The organism is Shewanella sp. (assembly GCF_047975355.1).
Taxonomy (GTDB): Bacteria; Pseudomonadota; Gammaproteobacteria; order Enterobacterales; family Shewanellaceae; genus Shewanella.
Map to the genome: position 1 here is coordinate 29,216 of NZ_JBKEDJ010000002.1, position 19,080 is coordinate 48,295.

14 protein-coding genes are annotated in these 19,080 nt (G+C 48.5%); 3 read left to right on the plus strand and 11 right to left on the minus strand.

What is annotated here, in order from left to right:
• Positions 1-47 precede the first annotated feature (47 nt).
• Complete coding sequence (locus ACK5NH_RS00935; RefSeq protein WP_416917415.1) at positions 48-1,574, plus strand: sigma-54 interaction domain-containing protein; 1,527 nt, start codon at positions 48-50, stop codon at positions 1,572-1,574.
• Positions 1,575-1,658: 84 nt separating this feature from the next.
• Here the strand turns inward: ACK5NH_RS00935 and ACK5NH_RS00940 are convergent, their stop codons facing one another.
• Both ACK5NH_RS00940 and ACK5NH_RS00945 read right to left on the minus strand, forming a co-directional pair.
• A complete protein-coding gene (locus ACK5NH_RS00940; RefSeq protein ID WP_416917416.1) occupies positions 1,659-2,828 on the minus strand; it encodes a porin in 1,170 nt (389 codons plus the stop codon).
• A 249-nt stretch (positions 2,829-3,077) separates the two neighbouring features.
• The gene (locus ACK5NH_RS00945; protein ID WP_416917417.1) at positions 3,078-5,219 is read right to left on the minus strand and encodes a DNA topoisomerase III; all 2,142 of its coding nucleotides are present in this window, start codon (positions 5,217-5,219) and stop codon (positions 3,078-3,080) included.
• 199 nt (positions 5,220-5,418) lie between these two features.
• On the opposite strand from ACK5NH_RS00945, the gene ACK5NH_RS00950 reads away from it, so the two are divergent.
• Both ACK5NH_RS00950 and ACK5NH_RS00955 read left to right on the plus strand, forming a co-directional pair.
• Positions 5,419-5,706, plus strand: coding sequence for a hypothetical protein (locus ACK5NH_RS00950; protein ID WP_416917418.1), 288 nt, complete (start codon positions 5,419-5,421; stop codon positions 5,704-5,706).
• Between the two features lie 423 nt (positions 5,707-6,129).
• Entirely contained in the window at positions 6,130-7,617 is a 1,488-nt protein-coding gene (locus ACK5NH_RS00955) for an alanine/glycine:cation symporter family protein (protein WP_416917419.1), read from the plus strand.
• Between the two features lie 124 nt (positions 7,618-7,741).
• Here the strand turns inward: ACK5NH_RS00955 and purF are convergent, their stop codons facing one another.
• The 9 genes from purF to ACK5NH_RS01000 all read right to left on the minus strand — a co-directional run bounded on the left by purF (position 7,742) and on the right by ACK5NH_RS01000 (position 19,005).
• A complete protein-coding gene (purF, locus tag ACK5NH_RS00960; protein WP_416917420.1) occupies positions 7,742-9,247 on the minus strand; it encodes an amidophosphoribosyltransferase in 1,506 nt (501 codons plus the stop codon).
• 179 nt (positions 9,248-9,426) lie between these two features.
• Complete coding sequence (locus ACK5NH_RS00965; protein ID WP_011622212.1) at positions 9,427-9,915, minus strand: CvpA family protein; 489 nt, start codon at positions 9,913-9,915, stop codon at positions 9,427-9,429.
• A 110-nt stretch (positions 9,916-10,025) separates the two neighbouring features.
• On the minus strand, positions 10,026-10,850 hold the full coding sequence (locus ACK5NH_RS00970) for an SPOR domain-containing protein (protein WP_416917421.1): 825 nt from the start codon (positions 10,848-10,850) through the stop codon (positions 10,026-10,028).
• Positions 10,843-12,141 carry a bifunctional tetrahydrofolate synthase/dihydrofolate synthase gene (gene folC / locus ACK5NH_RS00975; RefSeq protein WP_416917422.1) on the minus strand — a complete coding sequence of 433 codons (1,299 nt, stop codon included), beginning with the start codon at positions 12,139-12,141 and terminating at the stop codon, positions 10,843-10,845. The genes ACK5NH_RS00970 and folC overlap by 8 nt, the downstream gene beginning before the upstream one ends.
• Positions 12,142-12,192: 51 nt before the next feature.
• Positions 12,193-12,978 carry a tRNA pseudouridine(38-40) synthase TruA gene (gene truA, locus ACK5NH_RS00980; RefSeq protein ID WP_416917423.1) on the minus strand — a complete coding sequence of 262 codons (786 nt, stop codon included), beginning with the start codon at positions 12,976-12,978 and terminating at the stop codon, positions 12,193-12,195.
• 102 nt (positions 12,979-13,080) lie between these two features.
• The gene (locus ACK5NH_RS00985; protein ID WP_416917424.1) at positions 13,081-16,443 is read right to left on the minus strand and encodes a FimV/HubP family polar landmark protein; all 3,363 of its coding nucleotides are present in this window, start codon (positions 16,441-16,443) and stop codon (positions 13,081-13,083) included.
• 179 nt (positions 16,444-16,622) lie between these two features.
• Positions 16,623-17,639, minus strand: a complete 1,017-nt coding sequence (locus ACK5NH_RS00990; protein WP_011716534.1) for an aspartate-semialdehyde dehydrogenase — start codon at positions 17,637-17,639, stop codon at positions 16,623-16,625.
• Between the two features lie 2 nt (positions 17,640-17,641).
• Complete coding sequence (locus ACK5NH_RS00995) at positions 17,642-18,772, minus strand: 4-phosphoerythronate dehydrogenase (RefSeq protein ID WP_416917425.1); 1,131 nt, start codon at positions 18,770-18,772, stop codon at positions 17,642-17,644.
• Positions 18,769-19,005, minus strand: a complete 237-nt coding sequence (locus ACK5NH_RS01000; RefSeq protein WP_089068123.1) for a hypothetical protein — start codon at positions 19,003-19,005, stop codon at positions 18,769-18,771. The genes ACK5NH_RS00995 and ACK5NH_RS01000 overlap by 4 nt, the downstream gene beginning before the upstream one ends.
• Positions 19,006-19,080 lie beyond the last annotated feature (75 nt).

A 19,080-nucleotide genomic window follows, 5' to 3' on the forward strand; every position in this document is an offset into this window, starting at 1 on the left:
TATAAAGATCTACAATCACGATACTTAGTGATCAACTTGAAATATCAATGGAAAAACACTTCTATTACGAATCAACCCTAAGACTCTGCAGCAGTCTACAGCTCGAAAAATCCCTACACAGTTACTTTGAGTTTATTCGGGATGAATTACCTATTGACGGTCTATTTGTGAATATTTTTCGCAAACAATTTAATGATATACAGTTTATCGCCCATGTTGATGATACCCATTGCCGAATCTTAGATAAACGCATTCCCATACCCGAGAAGTTGGCGCAATTTCTAGAAGATCCAGAACGGCCAAAGGTGCGAATTGTTAACAATATTGAGCATGATCCTGTCACCGCATTAGTCGCGCCTCAGGTGATTAAAGAGATTCGCTCGCTGATCATATTGAGAATGTCAATAGAAAATACCCACCTTGGGATAGTCGGCTTTTATGCAAAAACTACAGGGGTGTTTAGGCCCCGTCATGCCGATTTAATTGCTCCGCATATGCAAAACCTTGCGCTGATCACGGCACTGAATTTAAGGGATCGCAACTTACTCAAAGAGAACGAAGCGCTCTCCAAGCAAAACGTTAGTCTGCGCCGCACCTTAGATATTCAAAATGGCGTGGTTGGCGCCAATTCTGGCCTGAAACAGGTAATGCAGCAGGTGCAATCCATCGCAAAAATCAACACCACAGTGTTAATGCTAGGGGAAACGGGCTGCGGTAAGGAAGTGATTGCCAATGCTATTCACGAATTATCGGAGCGCTCGGGTAAGCCTTTTATCAAGGTAAACTGCGGCGCCATCCCCGATACCCTGATTGACTCTGAGCTGTTTGGCTATGAAAAAGGCGCGTTTACTGGCGCCGACTCGCGCAAAATCGGCTACTTCGAGCAGGCCAATGGCGGCACGATTTTCTTGGATGAGATTGGCGAGTTGCCACTTTCGGCCCAAGTACGCCTGCTGCGAGTGCTGCAAAATAGCTGTATCACCCGCGTTGGCGGCCACGATGCAGTGCAACTCGATATTCGCATTATCGCCGCAACCCACAGAAACCTTCAGGCTATGGTACATAGGGAGGTGTTCCGTGAAGATCTCTGGTATCGACTGGCGATTTTCCCCATCGAGATCCCCTCATTAAGGCAAAGACGCACGGATATTCCTCTGCTGGTACAACATTTTATCGAGCAGCTCAGCGCTAGGTTTAATTTACAACAGTTGCCAAGAGTCGCCCCAGAGCAGCTGAATATCCTCAATCAATATAGCTGGCCGGGGAATGTGCGCGAGCTGATTAACGTGCTTGAGCGCGCCATTATTCAACACCCTGCAGGTCCGCTAGATTTTAGTTTTCTGGCACCGCAAAGTTGTAATGAAATCAAAACCCCATCCAATCAAACCGTGATTATCGACCCAAGCCATGCCAGCGATAAGTTGGTACCACTGGATGTGATGACCAAAAAATACATCAGCCATGCCTTAAGGATCACGGGTGGAAAACTCTATGGCCCAGGCGGCGCGGCGGAATTATTGGATATCAATGCCAATACCCTGCGCAGTAAAATGAAGAAGTTAGGGATTGTGTAACACGCCAAATAGGCACTATAGAAAAGGCCACAACACTGTGGCCTTTGATTGATGCAGTGAGATTAGTTCAGTCTATCGTCAAGCTTAGAAGAAATAACGAATACCGACGGCATAGTTATTATCTTGCAGATCTTCGTAGGCTTTATCGTCCATATCACTAAAATCAATTTTAGCTTCAGCATACATAATAGTGTCGCGACTGTAGCGATAATGCAGGCCTAGCACGGCAAACTGACGGGTCCATTTGCCTTGGATTGCGGTGTTTTCATCGGTATCCAGATCCTGATAAGTCAGCAACAAGCTGGGGACAAAGCCATTGTCATATTGGTAGGCGACAATAAATTCGGCGCCAGTTGAGTCGTAAAGATCCCCACCCACTAACTCGTTTTGCTCACTCTTATGGGCGTTAAAACCAACGTACAGACCATCGGCCTCACGACCCGGCGCATATTGATAGAAACTGCCATATTGGGCGCCAATACCGATGATTTGGTTGGTATTATCCACCTCTTTACCCGCCAGGTTGCCGCTAAAGTCACCACGGTTAAAGCCCGCTAACACCTTAAATTTATCGGTGAAATAGTAAGTTGCGCTCGCGCCATAGCTAGGATCGAAGCTTAGCTCTGAACCATCGTTTAAGGTATTGCCTTGGTTATCATAGATGGCAACATCGCTATTTTGTTTAGAGGCATATTGCACGGCGATATGCAGATTGCCAAAGGTATTGCGGTATTGCAGCGCCGCATCGGCACGGCCCGCACCAGTTAAACCACCATCCCCAAAGGTATAAGCACCGACAGACCAGCCTGTAAACGCATTGAGCACGTCTGTGGTATAGGCCACATCATAGTAAGCGCCCCATTGCTTACCAAAGCTGAGCGTGCCCCATTTGTCGTGTGACATGCCAACATAACCTAAGCGGTTAAAGAGGAAATCTGAGGTTTTTGAAGCTGATAACTGACCGCCACCTTGGCCTTGGGTATAGATCAGGCCATCGTCACTGGTGACCATGTTAATACCCCATTCGGTATGGGCAAAGGAGCGCCAGCCGTTTTTCTCCTGGCGGTCGAAACGGAATCCCACACGGGAGAAGTTATCGATAACCGAGGTTTCGTGACCATCATTTAACGCCGCAAAACCTAACCAGCCCATCATATTGACGCTATTGGTTTGATCGTTATACAGCTCGACCGCTTGTGCCGTACCTGTGAGCAGTACCGCAGGGATCATCACTGCCAGTAATTTCTTTTGCATATCATCAACACCTTTTAATTCTGCAAAATCATAAATAATCATATGATTTAATTGGCTTATTATATTCTCCAGCCAAGACATAGCAGTTTGCATGCCACGGAGTTTAAAAGCTGAATTTCTAGGTGTTTTTTTGATGTGGATCAGGTAATCACGAAATATAGTGATTACCTGCAATCAAATATCGCGAAATAAATTAAATATCGTTATCAAATCGCGAGCATTAACGACAGTTTGATCACATTTGTGTCATCAGGCTTGGGCTGGCGTTTTGTTCACTCGCCGTCTGGAGGCTGCCGATTTAGGTGTTGTGGATGTGGAAGATGTTGTGGCTGAATTCCTAGCATTCACTTTTTTAGCTCCCGTACCGGCATTTTTCCCGCCAGCTGCGCCTCTGGTAGAAGCTTTACGATAACCCGATTTTTTAGTTCCTGCGCGCTTAAAGCCCTGCCCTTTTAAGCCGTTAAGGGCAGAGGGTAATTGGGCGCCCGCATTTTCGATTAAGTTATGGAGCGTCCCTAGCAGTGGCTGCATAAATCCTTGATAAGAGATTTCTTTATGACTGATGCCATTCAGGCTTGCTTCCCATAGCGCCGTCATATCGGGCGTAGTCGCGCTAAGGGGTAAGCTATTAATTAAACCTTTACCCACCTCGGTTGCCGCAATCGACTTACCCTGACGCTGAATAAAACCCCGCTTAAACAGCAGCTCGATAATACCTGCGCGAGTCGCTTCCGTGCCTAAGCCATCGGTTTCTTTTAAAATTTTACGGATCTCGGGGTCGGTGACATAACGATTAATCCCCGTCATGGCGCCTAGTAGGGTCGCATCGGTAAAAGCTTTCGGTGGCTGAGTTTGCTTCTCCACCAATTCACCTTGGTTGCAATGAAGGATTTGCCCTAAGGTGAGAAGCGGTAAGTGGCCATAATACTCCCCTTCATCAGTGTCCTTATCGCCCTCTTGGCCTTCACCATGTTGAGAAGCTGATGTGGACGATGCCCTGTTAGCAGAATCTTTGCTCTCGCCCTCTTCTCTGGCAAACAACTGTTTCCAACCAAGGGATTTATCCTGTCTTGCTTTGGTTTTAAAGAATCCGCCTTCAATCGTCACTTCGACCGCCGTTTCACCGTAGCAATAGGCGGGGTAAAACTGCGCCAAATACTGACGCGCGATATGCAGATAAAGCTGTCTTTCCCGCTGGCTTAAACTGCCTAAATTGGGCTGTTTTTCCGTTGGGATAATGGCGTGATGGGCATCGACTTTTTTGTCATCCCAGGCCTTAGATTTAAGCCGAGGATTAGGTACATCCGTATGTGCGACTAACTCGGGGGCACCGCCCGTAATTGCTGCTAACACTCCAGTTGCCAGCCCATGTTGCTCAGTGGGCAGATAACGACTGTCGGAACGTGGGTAAGTGATCAGCTTATGGCGCTCGTATAGGCTCTGACAGTTATCGAGGACGTCCTTAGCGCTCATACCAAAACGCTTAGCCGCATCGATTTGCAGCGCCGATAAACTATAGGGTAAAGGTGGATTCTGCTGCTTATCCTTAGTACTTAACTGGGTCACTTTGGCGGGTTTATCGGTGATCCGACGCACCACATTTTGCGCTAAACCCTTAGCGAGCACTCGTCCTTCCTCATCCATATAGGGCAAGCAGGCCTCACTGGGTTGCCACTTCGCCGTGAAAGCCTGCTGTTTATCCGTCGCTAAGTGAGCGAGAACCTCATAAAAAGGCTTAGATTGAAAATGCGCGATTTCCTCATCACGGCGCACGATAAGCCCGAGCAGCGGCGTTTGGACTCGACCAACAGATAGCACGCCTTGATAACCGACCTTCTTCCCTTGAATGGTGTAGGCTCGCGTCATATTCATGCCATAGAGCCAATCGGCGCGGCTTCTGGCAAGTGCCGAGGTCGACAGAGGAATAAACTCACGATTACTGCGAAGTTGAGACAAGGCGCGTTTCACCGCCTGTGGATTTAAGTCGCTGATAAGGAGTCGCTGCGTCTGCTGTAATTTGTCACCAGTCACGCCCAAATAAGCGATCACCTCATCAACCAATAACTGCCCTTCACGATCGGGATCGCCCGCATTCACTAAGGTATCGGCCTGCTTCACCAGCTTTTTCAGTACAGTAAGTTGGCTGCGGGTCGCGGCCTTAGGCTTAAGCTGCCACTTCTCGGGCACTATGGGTAAATGCTCAAACTTCCAGGATTTAAACTCGGGATTATAGGCATCGGGTTCGGCCTGCTCGAGTAAATGCCCCACACACCAAGACACACAATTACCGTTTGCATCTTGAATAAACCCCTCACCTTTTTTATGGGGTTTAGGTAGTACATCGGCGATAGCACGCCCAAGGCTTGGTTTTTCAGCAATATAGAGGATCATATCTACATTAAATACTGGATATAATTACAGTGTAATTTAGCTCAAAGCTAGCGAGAGTGCAAACAAGCATCTCGGCATCGAGGGCATATTTATCTCATACAAAGACCGCCAAGACTAAAGCTATGTAAATTTAGTTGAGAATGATTTTCATCTAAGCCTAGAATTGACTCAACCAAAGAATAGTAATGAGGCAAATAAGATGAATACCCTAACCTTGCCAAGCTCAGCAAACCCCACATTTAAACCGCCATTCGCCTTAAGATTTAACCAATTAATGCTATTTCACAGCCTGTTATTACTGGCGTTAAGCTTGCTTTATGAGCTTGGGTTTAAGAAGCTTAATCTTGAGACCCCTTTTATCTCTTGGGGTTTTATCCTGTTTCTACCTGTCGCGGTAAGTCTATCTTTGCTATTAGACCACAAGGTCAGCCGCCGCAGTTTGGCATGGCTATTTGGATTATGGATGTCGTTATGGCTGGCAATTTGAGTCGATAGTTTAACGCTCGCTCGGCGAACCTCAGGCAAAAAAGGCTAAAACTGAACCAAATCAACTCATCAGATCGATGTATTTACCCTTACTTAGCCCGCTTAAATGCCCCTTCTACAATTCATTTTAACGAAACAACGCAACACAGGCTGTAAACCTCGCTTTGCCGTCTTTGTTAAATTTCCAAGCTATCACGACTCTAATCTCTGTAACCCTAAAAAGAAGCCACCCAAATAAAGAACGTTAAATTATCAATTATTTAACAAGTTTAGCTATGAAGCGGCTTAAAAAGTCGTTATGTTGAAGCTCTTGGACGCACGCACGCGTCTTAACCTTAGGCCAAATTGGCTGTTTAGCACCCAAAATCACAAGCAAAAATCTTAAAAACTCTGCAAAAACAACAGAATATTGGAGTTGAATTATATGAATGAGATTGTTAATGCGGTCAACAATATCGTTTGGAGCCCCGCGCTCGTTTATCTTTGCCTCGGTGTAGGACTCTTTTTCTCCCTGCGCTCACGTTTCTTACAGTTACGCCATTTACCCGAAATGGTCCGTTTAGTGTTCGATGGTAAAAGCACAGATGCAGGCGTCTCTTCCTTTCAAGCCTTAGCCATGACCTTAGCGGGTCGTGTGGGAACAGGAAACATTGCAGGTGTCGCCACGGCAATTACCTTCGGCGGCCCAGGCGCGCTATTTTGGATGTGGATGGTGGCCTTTCTTGGCGCAAGCTCCGCATTCGTTGAATCAACCTTAGGCCAAGTCTATAAAGAAAAAATCAATGGTGAGTACCGCGGCGGCCCCGCCTTTTACATTGAAAAAGGCTTAGGCATGAAGTGGTACGCATGGACATTTGCCATTGCAACCATTTTTGCCTGCGGGATTTTACTGCCCGGCGTGCAAGCCAACTCCATTGGTTCGAGTTTAAAAACCGCCTTCGATATCGACCCTAACGTTACCGCTGCGATCCTGGCCATGCTGTTAGGTTTCATTATTTTTGGTGGGGTGAAACGTATTGCGCAGTTTGCCAGTACCGTTGTGCCCTTTATGGCGCTCGGTTATATCATTGTCGCCTGCGTAATTATTGCCCTTAACATTGGTCAGCTGCCTGATATTATCCTGTTGATCCTAAAAAGCGCCTTCGGACTCGATGCTGGCTTTGGTGCCATTCTCGGTCTTGCGATTATGTGGGGGGTAAAACGCGGTATTTACTCAAACGAAGCAGGCCAAGGTACTGGGCCGCACGCCTCTTCTGCCGCAGCCGTAAGTCATCCAGCCAAACAAGGATTAGTACAGGCATTCTCAGTGTACATTGACACTCTCTTTGTGTGCTCTGCCACTGGTTTTATGCTGCTGATCACAGGCCTGTATAATGTGCAGGGTCCAGATGGTGTTGCGCTTTATACTGGTATTGCGGGCGTCGCGGCAGGCCCTGGTTATGTGCAAACCGCAATGGAAAGCATGATGCCAGGCTTTGGTAATATGTTCGTTGCCGTCGCGCTGTTCTTCTTCGCCTTCACTACTATTGTGGCCTACTACTATATTGCTGAAACCAACATCGCTTATATCAACCGCAAGGTGAATCGCCCTTGGCTGACCGTCGTGCTCAAAGTTGTGCTAATGGCGTCAACTGTCTATGGCACAGTGAAAACCGCCGATTTGGCGTGGGGCATGGGTGATATTGGCGTGGGCTTAATGGCTTGGTTAAACATTATCGCCATTATTCTATTGCAACGCATCGCCTTCACTTGCCTGAAGGATTATGAGTCACAACAAAAACAAGGTATTGAGCCGCTATTCGATCCTGAAAAACTCGGTATTCCCCATGCAGACTATTGGGTTGAGCGTAAAAATGCACAGGATGAGCAGACTGCACTCAATCAATCCGGCGACAATCCCAAAGCTTCTTAAGTGTTGATTATCCAAATAAAAAAGCCAGTGACTCATCACTGGCTTTTTGTTTGGCGTTTTTAAACTATGCAGATGCTTAACGCCAAGCACACTCTTTCATCTTAAGATTTTCGTCTTATGGATGTCAAACGTTATGTAACTCTAAGTTAGTGCCAATGTCTGTATTCCGGTCGGCTGTGGCTACGGCGTTACGTAACTGCGTTAAGTGATCGAGGTAAGATTGATCGACATCGTTAGTGATGTAGTGACCGTCGAACACAGAGGTTTCGAAACGTTTGATCTCTGGGTTTTCCATTCTCACAGCTTCAACCAGATCCGGCAGATTTTGGAAGATAATGCCATCGGCGCCGATAAGCTTAGCAATTTCATCGGCATCACGACCGTGGGCGATAAGCTCATTCGAGGTTGGCATATCGATACCATAAACGTTCGGGAAACGAATTTCCGGAGCTGCCGAGGCAAAGTATACTTTCTTCGCCCCCGCTTCACGTGCCATCTCGATGATTTGCTCAGACGTCGTGCCACGTACGATAGAGTCATCGACTAACAGAACGTTCTTACCCTTGAACTCAGTGTTGATGGCATTGAGTTTACGGCGTACCGATTTTTTACGCTCCTGTTGACCAGGCATAATAAAGGTGCGACCGATATAACGGTTTTTCACAAAACCTTGGCGGTAAGGTAAGTCCATGCAACGGGCGATTTCTAATGCGATATCGCATGAGGTTTCAGGAATAGGAATGACCACGTCGATATCATGGTCGTACCATTCTTTTTTGATCTTTTCACCAAGCTTGGCACCCATGTTCACGCGACTGGCGTAAACAGAGACGTTGTCGATAGTCGAATCTGGGCGCGCAAAATACACGAATTCGAAGATACAAGGAGAGTAGCTTGGCTCTTTGGCACATTGGCGAGTGTAAAGCTGACCATCGAGAGAGATATAAATCGCTTCGCCTGGCGCCACATCGCGCATTACTTCAAAACCGACGGCATCGAGGGCCACGCTCTCAGAGGCAACCATGTACTCGGTACCCGTTGGGGTTTCGTGCTTACCTAATACCAGCGGACGAATACCGAAAGGATCACGAAAAGCCACCAGACCTTGGCCGATAATCATGGCCACTACCGCATAGGCGCCACGGGCTTGCTCATGCACTTTGGCGATAGTGTCGAACACTTCGTCAGGCGTCAGCATTAAACTTGTGGTTTTTTGCAGCTCATCGGCCAGCAGGTTTAATAATACTTCTGAGTCGGATGTGGTGTTCACATGGCGACGTTTTTTGATCAGGCCTTCAGCTAATTCAACCGTGTTGGTTAAGTTACCGTTATGGGCTAATGAAATCCCAAATGGCGAGTTAACATAGAAAGGCTGCGCTTCTGACGCGCTGGAACTGCCTGCAGTAGGATAACGTACGTGGCCAATACCTGCATTGCCCTGTAGGCGCTGCATGTGTTTGACTTCAAATACATCTTTGACCAGACCATTGGCTTTACGTAGTCTGAAAGCACCACGATCAACGGTCACAATACCTGCCGCATCCTGACCTCTGTGTTGAAGCACGGTCAGTGCGTCATAAATGGTCTGATTAACCGATGATTGGCCAACTATTCCGACGATACCACACATGGGTAAGCTTCCTCATTGTAAGATGTTCTATGCCCTTTCATGTTGAAATATAAGTAAAAGACGAAGTAAATCTCCAGCCATAAGGCTTAAGTGCTTCATCTCAGTGTTGAGTCCGAACCTTAGGGGTCGGGCTCAACCTTACTTATCCTCCATCACTTAGGATAAATTTATTGTCTTTTTTATAGTTTGGGTACAAAGCTGGAGGTGTTTTCCAAATAGTTAAAGAACCATTGGATCACAACGCCAAATTCGGGCACTAGTACAGAATCCTTCCACCATTGGGTGTTGGGTGAACCTGTAAAAGCATCCATAAAAAACAGCAGCGCGCTGACAATAAGTGCGCCCCTAATGGCACCGAAACACAGACCTAAGAGTCTGTCAGTGCCAGATAATCCGGTTTTAACCACTAATTGCCCAATGATGTAATTGATAAGGGCGCCGAGTATTAATGTAGTGATAAAAAGAATAGCAATGGAGACCCCATTGCGAAGCACCTCATCGTTCATTTGCGTGAGATGAACGGCGAGATCTTGATAAAATTGGCTGGCAACAAAGAAAGCCGCGAACCATACCACTAACGACATGGCTTCTTTGGCAAATCCGCGGATCAGACTGATAAGAGTCGATAACCCGATAACAAAGATGATAGCGTAATCAATCCAAACCATTGAGATGGCTTTCCAGCATAGGCTTTAAGACGGCGCGATTCTACCAGAGACTGAAACGATTCTCACCCCTAACGAGGTAAATAAATTATTTCAGTCTCTGCAGTTCAGCATTAAGATTCCAACGGATTAAAAGGCACAATTCGGCCTTTCAAGCGGGTCAGCGTTTCGATCTCTTCCTGCATTTTCTTCAACTTAGCCTCGGAAACATCGGGGCCTACAAATACTTTCGTCAACACGCCATCCTTTGGTGTGTCTGGAATTGTGTACGCCTTGTAACCACTTTTACGCAGTTGAGCGACCAGTGCTTTCACGTTGGCGGCATTGCTAAATGCGCCCAGTTGTAGGGTAAGCCCTGCCTTTAATGAATCGCGACTCACCACTTTAATGCCATCGTCTTTGGCAGGTTTTGCAGATTCTGTTTTCGCGGTTTCGGCTTTAGGCTTGTCAGCTTTCGCCACTGTGGTTGGCTTGGGCTCCGGCTTTTTCGGCTCAGTTTTAACAGGAGTCGGCTTTGGCGTTTCTTTTTTAGGTTCGACCTTTGCAGCCTCTGTTTTCGCAGGCTCTTTTACTTCAGCCTTGATCTCCGCTTTTGCCGTCTGTGGTTTGGCTTGTTCCTTCACCGCGTCCGATTTAGGCTCGACTTTTGCCGCAGGCGTGTCTTTGACGTCAGTATTGACCGCCTGCGCTAACGCCGCCTCATCGTTAGCAGAGAGTTCCTCGGGCACGGCGCCTTCACCATCCACATTCTGCGTGGACAACACTTCAAACATATCATCGGCGTTTTGCTGCGCTATGGCGGCAGGACGCAGGGGAATTTCGGCAAATTGCTCCTCTTGACGTTCCTTCTTACCATCTAAAATATCCGGCAGAAAAATCACCCCGAGGGCGACCAGCACCACAGTGCCGACTAATCGATTATGAAACTGGCTAGACAAAACGGTAATCCTGCTTAAAGAGAGACTTAAAACCTGCCACAGTGTAAAAGGAGCCAAACACAATTACCACATCATCGGGCTGAATTTGCGCTTTTAATGCCGTCCATGCCGAGGTGATATCATCAAATTCATGGGCCTTAGTGCCTTGCGCTAAGCATTGGCGCAGCAGACTTGCGTTAGCTCCACGCTCGCCCTGTAAACTCACTAAGAACCAAGAATCGATCAAGGGCGAAACCACAGGTAACACACCACCAATATCCTTATCCTTTAACATGCCACACAGGGCAAACACTCGTTTACCTGCCACCATAGGCGAGAGTTGCTGCACTAAAAAGCGCGCCGCATGGGGATTGTGGGCCACATCGAGTAAAATCAGCGGTTGCTCATTGACTTGCTCAAGGCGCCCAGTTAAGCGCGCGCTGCTGATGCCTTTGGCAATGATATCGGGGGCGATATGTGACCAGCCATGCTCGACAATCGCAATTACAGTCGCGGCATTGGGCAATGGCAGCGTTGGCAAACCAAGCTGCTTGAGCGTTAACACTTGCCCTTGGTAATCCCAAGTCTGGCCATTTTGCTGGTAACTAAACTCCTCGCCCACACGATAAAGCTTAGCGCCAACATCTTGGGCGACATCATTGACCGTATGGGGTAAGTTCGGCTCGCCGACAATCGCAGGGCGACCTTGGCGAAAAATGCCCGCCTTTTCACGGCCGACCAGTTCTCGGGTATTGCCCAAATAGGCCTCGTGATCTAAATCGACGGACGTCACCACGCTAATATCGGCATCAATCATGTTGGTGGCATCCAAACGGCCGCCAAGACCCACTTCTAAGATCACTACATCCAACTTAGCAGCTTTAAACAGGATCAAGCCCGCCAAGGTGGCATATTCGAAGAAGGTCAGCGAAATCTCGCCGCGCGTAGCTTCAATCTGTTCAAAGGCCGCTACAAAGGCTTCATCGCTGGCGTCCTGACCGTTAATACGCACCCTTTCGTTGTATTTGAGCATATGGGGCGAGCTGTAGACGCCCACCGTCAACCCAGATAAACGCAAGATGTTTTCAAGCATCGCGCAGGTTGTGCCTTTGCCATTGGTACCACCCACTGTGACGACTTTACTTGGCCCCAAATCCAATAAATGCAGGCGCTCGGCAACCTTAGAAACCCGGGTTAATCCCATATCAATTTCGGTTGGGTGAATCGATAATAAATAATCTAGCCATTGTTCCAGTGGCGCATTGGCGCCTGGCACAGCTAAGGCAATCTGTTCACTCGGGGCTGTGGTCATCTGTTCTTTCCTTCCTTCGATACGCGCTTCACTTAACGGGTCAAGCGGCGATTAATCCAGCATAAACAATGGCCCTAAAGCCAATTTGGGCAGTTGGTACTGCTCGGGATACGTCACATCGACTAAATAGAGTCCATTAGGTTTAGCGGTGGCCGCCGCTTGATTTCTGTCTTTTAGGGCCAGCAGATCCGCCATCCATGTCAGTGGCTGGTTGCCAAGGCCGATTTCCAGCAGCGAACCGACAATGTTACGCACCATATGGTGCAAGAAGGCGTTGGCAGAAATATCGACTATCACATACATGCCCTGACGCGTCACTTTAACGCTGTGCACATTGCGAAATGGGGTTTTCGATTGACATTGAATGGCACGAAAACTGGTAAAGTCCTGTTCACCCAGCAGCGCCTGCGCCGCAACATGCATTTTATCGGCGTCGATATCACCGTGATAATGAGTCACACCGTGACGTAGGATCCCGGGGCGAAAGTTATGATTGTAAATCACATAGCGATAGCGTCTGGCCGTGGCCGAAAAGCGGGCGTGGAAGCTCTCATCAACCTCTTGTGCCCAGCGAACGGCAATGTTATCGGGCAAATTGGCATTAACCCCTAAGGTCCAGGCGCCTTCGTTACGTATTGCGTTGGTCTCGAAATGCACCACCTGCCCGGTTGCATGAACACCGGCATCGGTTCGCCCCGCACAGAACAAGCTGATGGGTTCATTTGCCACCTTGGACAAGGCTTGTTCTAATTGCCCTTGTACTGAATCGACTTCGGCCTGACGCTGCCAACCGAAATAACCACTACCGTCATATTCAATACCTAATGCAATCCGCATCCACACATCCTCACAGTTAATTTAGCGGCGCATTTTATCACAGCAGCCCATAAAAAAAACGGCGCTCTACGCGCCGTTAGTTTGCAACCAATCCCTTTAGGATTAGCCAATCTCTTTGAGTAAGCGCACTGCCTCATCTTGCTGACGCTCGTTACCGTCGATTTGGACTTCACGCAGCAGCGCCTTAGCACTGTCACTGTCATCAATTTCGATATAAGCACGGGCTAAATCGAGCTTGGCATTAACTGAGTTTTCCTCATCGTCCACATCGATCATGGCAGCATCACCAATCAGGGCGCCCACATCGCTCATCTCGACATCCATTTCGGGATAAAGATCTGTCTCAACGCTGTCCTGCTCTGCATCGTTGAGCAGTTTTTCGATATCGATATAGCCATGCTCGTTTTGGAAGTTCGTTAAATCATGCTCAGGAACAAACTTCTTCGACTTGCGAGACTCCTGCGCATCGAGTGCGGCTAAAGCCTCATCGACGGTGAGCGTATGTTCATCATCGAGGGCGAAGCTGTCCTCAGGGGTTAATACCTCTTCCTCTTCGAGTTCGACATTGTTGCTAAAGGCGGCAAGCACGCTGTCATCGCTTAAATCGACATCATCAGTATCGTCTTTTAAATCAAACTCGCGGCCTAAATCCAGTTCATCATCGAGATCAAACTCTGCGCTCGCGGCAGTTGGTTTAACATCAACTTCAAGCTTTGCGTCGTTAGTCTCAGTCGCAAACTCCAGCGGTTGACGCTTGGTTCCTTGCACTGGCACAGGATCTAAAGGTAAATCGACTTCGGGTTTGACCGGCGTTTCCGCCTTAGTTGTCGGCGCAAAATTCAGTTCGGTATCCCAATCGAGCACATGGGGATCTTTAGTCTTATTGGCCTTTAAGTCATTGAAGAAGGATGACTCTTTTTCCTTCGCACTGGCGGCTGCAACGGCGGATGCGGCAACGGCAGCACCTGCAATCGCTGGTGTGATATCATCAGTGTCGGCGTCGAACCCAGTAAACTTAGGCTCTGTGGCCGCGTCATCGACGCTGTCTTGGTTATCCGCAATCACCTCGTTCAGCTCAAAGGTATCGTCTGTGCCATCAATGGCATGGGTGGCACCTATACCCTTGAGTAAATCATCTTCCTCGGCTTTTTCTTCTAGCTCGGCATGAGTAGTTTCTAGGTCGAAGTTAAAATCATCAGCATCCGCCTCTGCTTGCTCAGGTACATCAAACTCGGCAAGGAGCGAATCGAGATCGTCCTCTACAGCCGATAGGTCTTCGGGCAATGCCGCTTCAAGTTCGGCGGCGATTTCATCGCGCTCAAGCGTGGCTTCATCTTGAGGCACATCTTCTGCTACGGCATCTTCAACCGCAGCCTCTTCGACTAGCGCTTCTTGCGTGTTAAGGCCTGCCAATAACTGGTCAAGATCTTCATCGCTCGTTGGCAACTCAGGGGCGAACTCATCATCCAACTCAGCCGCAATGGCTTCTGCGTCGTCGGGTTCAGATTTCGCTGGCTCATCAAAGCCTGCGAGTAAGGCATCAATATCATCCGCGTCACTCACGTCAATGTCATTCAAACCGTCATCGAGCTCGGCGGCAATCTCATCGCTTAAATCGGGTTCTGGCGCGGCTGGTTTATCAAAATCGGCCAACAAAGCATCGATATCATCGGTTTGCGCAACACCCAACTCTGCTAAGTCATCATCCAATTCGGCGGCGATTTCATCGCCGAGATCGTCAGCGGCGTCTACTGGCGCCTTGTCATAATCGGCCAGTAACGCATCAAGATCCTCATCGGCAACTTCGGCTGTCTCTTGCTTCTCCGGCTGATTAAAGCCCGCGAGTAAAGCATCAATATCATCGTCAGCAGCTTCAGTAGTGACGTCGTTTTCAAGCTCAGTGTCTAGTTCGGCGGCAATTGCTGCGGCTAAATCTTCCTCTTCGGCAGTGTCAACGGCTGACGCTGGCTCTGCAGGCAAATCAAAACCTGCTAATTCGTCGTGATCGTCAAGTCCCTCTGGGGCCGCGTCAGCCACCTGTGAAGTTGCCTCTTCATCGGAGCCCAAACCGGCCAAGAGTGCATCGAGATCTTCGTCCTCAAGAATATTGCCAGATGCCGATTTTTCTTCGGCAAAGGCTTCCTCTTGGTCGCCCATGGCCTCAGCCCAGAGATCGTCCAGCGATTGCCCTTCTTCCTCTTCAAATTGAGGTTCAGGTTCAGTAGTCACACCTGGGTCAATAAACATCTCCGATGCCATGTCCATCTGTTCATGGCTATCTGTCATGTCCTGTTCGGGTTGCAGGTCGACGCTTCCGACATCGAGTAAACTGTCGATAGAATCGGCATGGTCGGTATCTAAATGCACTGCCATATTGCCAAGATCGTCATCATCCATCGCGAGTACGGATGCACTCGCCACACCCGCAGCGCCTGCTGCAACCATAGCGGCCTGCTGCGCTTCTAGCTCGCGACGTTCTTTATTACGTTTACGGCGTAACAACCAGAAGACGAGGACAAGTAGCAACAAGGCTGGGATCACTGCCGCCGCAACAAGGAGCAGCGGATTACTCATCAGATTACGCCACAGATCATCGGGATCTGCGGGCATAGCGGGCTCATCTGTCACAGTCGTCTCTGGCGTCTGTGCGGCCTCAACCTCGGCTTTAAGCGCAAGATTCTGCTTCTTACTCGCTTGTAGGGTTTCTTCTAATACCGCAATCTGTTGATTTAGCTCTTCGACCTTGGCTTTGAGTGTCTCAACATCGGTATTTCTCACCGCGAGTTGATCTTGCGCTCTGGCTAACTCATCGGTCAGGGATAAATTCTTGCTCTCAGCGGCTTCAAGGCGAGCATTTATATCCGAGCTCACCATCTTAGGCGCTGTTGGCGTAACAACCGCCTCGTTTTTGGCTACATCGGTTTTCGCCGCGTCGGGTTTCACCTCGGCCTTAGGTGGCGTCTCAACCTTAGGTTTAGGTTGTACTGCGACCTGAGTCGGTGCAGCTGGCTTAGTCGCAGGTTTGGTTTCTGCCCTAGGCGTGGCTTTAGCGCCAGAACGAGCCTGCTTATCACTGCGTTCGGCGCGGGCAATGGCCAGACTATTGGGGATGGCGAGCATCACTTCTTTCGAAGGGATCAGCAAAATCATGCCACGTTCTAGGCTGTTGTAACTGTCGGAGTTAAATGCATGGGGGTTAGCATCAAATACCGCGGCCATCACCTGATAAACGCTGACACTGGCGTCGGGGCGGACTTTTTGCGCAATGCTCCAGAAAGTGTCCTTAGAGGTCGTTGGTCCATATTGATGATTGACCTGACGGATCTGTCCGTCTGGGCCCATGATTTTTAAAGGTTTTATTTTGGGAGTATCAGCAGCTATCGCAGGATCAATAAAAGAGGTCGTGGAAGAAACAGCTAAAACGGTGGCCATCAGGCCCACAAGATACGAAGTGCGAAATTTCATCAATCCTTCCCTTTGAAGCGCTATTTAAGTTATCTCGCTGATAACAGGCTTTAGGCAATTGTATTTATTGAGATTACTATAAACTAGAAATCTCAGCCCTGCTACTGTTCACAATTGTAAAACAAAAAAAGCCTGCTGGCAGCAGGCTTTTTCACTGGGCATCAATTGCCACTTAAGAGTTAGTAATAGTCTCTCACTAAAATCTCGGCAATTTGCACACTGTTTAAGGCTGCGCCTTTACGGATATTGTCCGATACCACCCAAAGGTTAATACCGTGAGAATGAGAAATATCCTTACGCACACGGCCCACATAAACCGGATCGGTACCCGCTGCATGGGTCACAGCCGTTGGATATTCGTCATCGGATTCGAACAATACCACTCCTTCGGCATCGCGCAGTAAAGCTTTAATATCTTCTGCATCGGCAGGTTGACGCGTCTCGATATGTACGGCTTCTGAGTGGCCATAGAAGACTGGCACACGTACGGCCGTTGCGTTAACGAGGATTTCGTCATCACCGAAAATCTTCTGGGTTTCCCAGACCATTTTCATTTCTTCTTTGGTGTAGCCGTTATCCATAAATTTATCGATTTGCGGCAATACGTTAAATGCGATTTGCTTTGGATAAACTTCAGCGTCAGCAGGCAGACCTTGTAGCAACTTAGTGCATTGTTTTGCCAGTTCTTCAATCGCCTTTTTACCTGTACCAGAGACTGACTGATAGGTCGCGACGTTAATACGGCTGATACCGTAAGTGTCGTAAATCGGTTTTAGTGCCACCAGCATTTGAATGGTCGAGCAGTTCGGGTTAGCAATGATATTACGGTTGCGGAAATCGGCAATCGCATGGGGGTTAACCTCAGGCACAACCAGTGGAATATCAATGTCGTAGCGGAAGTGAGAGGTGTTATCGATCACCACACAACCCGCTTCAGCGGCGATAGGCGCCCACTTGGCCGAGACATCGCCACCGGCAGAGAAGAAGCCTAACTGTGCTTGACTCCAATCGAAGGTTTCGACGTCCAAAATGGTAACTTGTTTGCCATGGAAGCTGACCGTTTCACCGGCGCTACGGCTACTGGCTAAAGGATATAAGTTCGCAACCGGGAAGTTACGCTCTTCGAGGATCTCAATCATTGTTTGACCCACTGCACCCGATGCACCTAAAACGACAACATTAAATTCCTGCGACATAATTACCGACCGACTCCTGAAAAACCTAAATTGGACAACCAATCTACCTCAGATTGGCCGTGATAAGCCAGCGCCAATGCACTAAATTCGCGTCTATGTTTGTGATTTTTTCTCATAGTGTCGAAGCCATTCGACCTTGCAAAGCCATTTCGGAATACGGCATCGTCATCACGCAGGTCGTAGACGAATCTAGCGAGCTGTAATAAGGCTTTTTCATCGGGAGTTTGTTCGAGTTCGACCGCCTTAAAATGAAATGGAGGCAATAGCTCGGATAAGCGTTTGGTGGCCGGAATGGCTAACAACTCACACAACTTTTGGTACAGCATAAAAGTGCCACGGGCCTTACCTTCTAAGCTGTAACCGGCGATATGAGGGGTCGCAAACTCAGCAAAAGGCACCAGCTCAGGCATGGGATTCGGCTCCCCTTCCCATACATCGAGCACCAATTTAAGGTCATCCCTTTGCTGCTTAACCTTAATTAAGGCTTGATTATCAATCACATCACCACGGCAACAGTTCACAAGCCAAGTATTGGGTTTAAGACTCATCAGGCGCGCTTCATCGAATAAATGCAGCGTCTTATGCTCGCCAGTGCGAGTGATGGGCACATGTAAGCTGATGATATCCGCTTGGTGTAATAGGGTCTCAAGGCTCACGAAATGACGGGGATCGCCTTCGGCCGCTTTGATAGGGTCATTGAGTAATACCTTAATGCCATAGGCTTCGAGGCATTTGGCCGTCGCGCTACCAGTATTGCCAGCGCCGACAATCCCCACAACCTTGCCTTTGAGCGGCGAATTAAACCGTGCCGCCAGTTCTAACATCGCAATAAAGGCAAACTCCCCGACAGCGGTCGCATTACAGCCGGGCGCATTCGAAAAGGGGATGCCACGCCCTGCAAGGTAGGCGAGATCCACATGATCCGTCCCTATGGTGGCGCTGCCGACAAACTTAAGTTTTGGATTGGCATCTAACAATGCAGCATTGACTCGGGTGACCGAGCGCACCAGCAGCACATCGGCATCTTGCACCTGCTCGGGCGTTAGCGTGCGGCCATTGACTGGGATTATCTCGCCTAACGCCCCAAATAAGGGTTCGACATAGGGCATATTTTCATCGACAACAATCTTCATGGGGACCTTTCTGATAAAAATGGGCTAGAGAGTGAGTAGCCAAGGATTCTAGCAAGACTCTGATCATAAACCCAATCCCTGAGTCGCATTATACCAATCGTATTAAATATCTGTTCATTCAGCGGGAGTTCAACACGCTTTAGACAAGGCGAAGGCTTGAAGGCATAGTGGTGCTCTGTCGAAAGCCTTAAACGCAGTATAAAGCGCGTTGAAACCCGCCCTTCGGGAGCCACACAGGCATCCCATTCCTTCGTTACATTGACTTAAAAGGGAATAACCATTTCTGCATCAATTCGCCTTGGATTGAG

Bases quoted from the DNA above. Each gene is read 5' to 3' on its own strand.
- ACK5NH_RS00995 (WP_416917425.1), bottom strand. From the start codon at position 18,772: ATGAAGATTGTTGTCGATGAAAATATGCCCTATGTCGAACCCTTATTT.
- ACK5NH_RS00950 (WP_416917418.1), top strand. From the start codon at position 5,419: ATGAATACCCTAACCTTGCCAAGCTCAGCAAACCCCACATTTAAACCG.
- ACK5NH_RS00985 (WP_416917424.1), bottom strand. From the start codon at position 16,443: ATGAAATTTCGCACTTCGTATCTTGTGGGCCTGATGGCCACCGTTTTA.
- ACK5NH_RS00965 (WP_011622212.1), bottom strand. From the start codon at position 9,915: ATGGTTTGGATTGATTACGCTATCATCTTTGTTATCGGGTTATCGACT.
- ACK5NH_RS00940 (WP_416917416.1), bottom strand. From the start codon at position 2,828: ATGCAAAAGAAATTACTGGCAGTGATGATCCCTGCGGTACTGCTCACA.
- ACK5NH_RS00935 (WP_416917415.1), top strand. From the start codon at position 48: ATGGAAAAACACTTCTATTACGAATCAACCCTAAGACTCTGCAGCAGT.
- ACK5NH_RS00945 (WP_416917417.1), bottom strand. From the start codon at position 5,219: ATGATCCTCTATATTGCTGAAAAACCAAGCCTTGGGCGTGCTATCGCC.
- folC (WP_416917422.1), bottom strand. From the start codon at position 12,141: ATGACCACAGCCCCGAGTGAACAGATTGCCTTAGCTGTGCCAGGCGCC.
- ACK5NH_RS00990 (WP_011716534.1), bottom strand. From the start codon at position 17,639: ATGTCGCAGGAATTTAATGTTGTCGTTTTAGGTGCATCGGGTGCAGTG.
- truA (WP_416917423.1), bottom strand. From the start codon at position 12,978: ATGCGGATTGCATTAGGTATTGAATATGACGGTAGTGGTTATTTCGGT.
- purF (WP_416917420.1), bottom strand. From the start codon at position 9,247: ATGTGTGGTATCGTCGGAATAGTTGGCCAATCATCGGTTAATCAGACC.
- ACK5NH_RS00955 (WP_416917419.1), top strand. From the start codon at position 6,130: ATGAATGAGATTGTTAATGCGGTCAACAATATCGTTTGGAGCCCCGCG.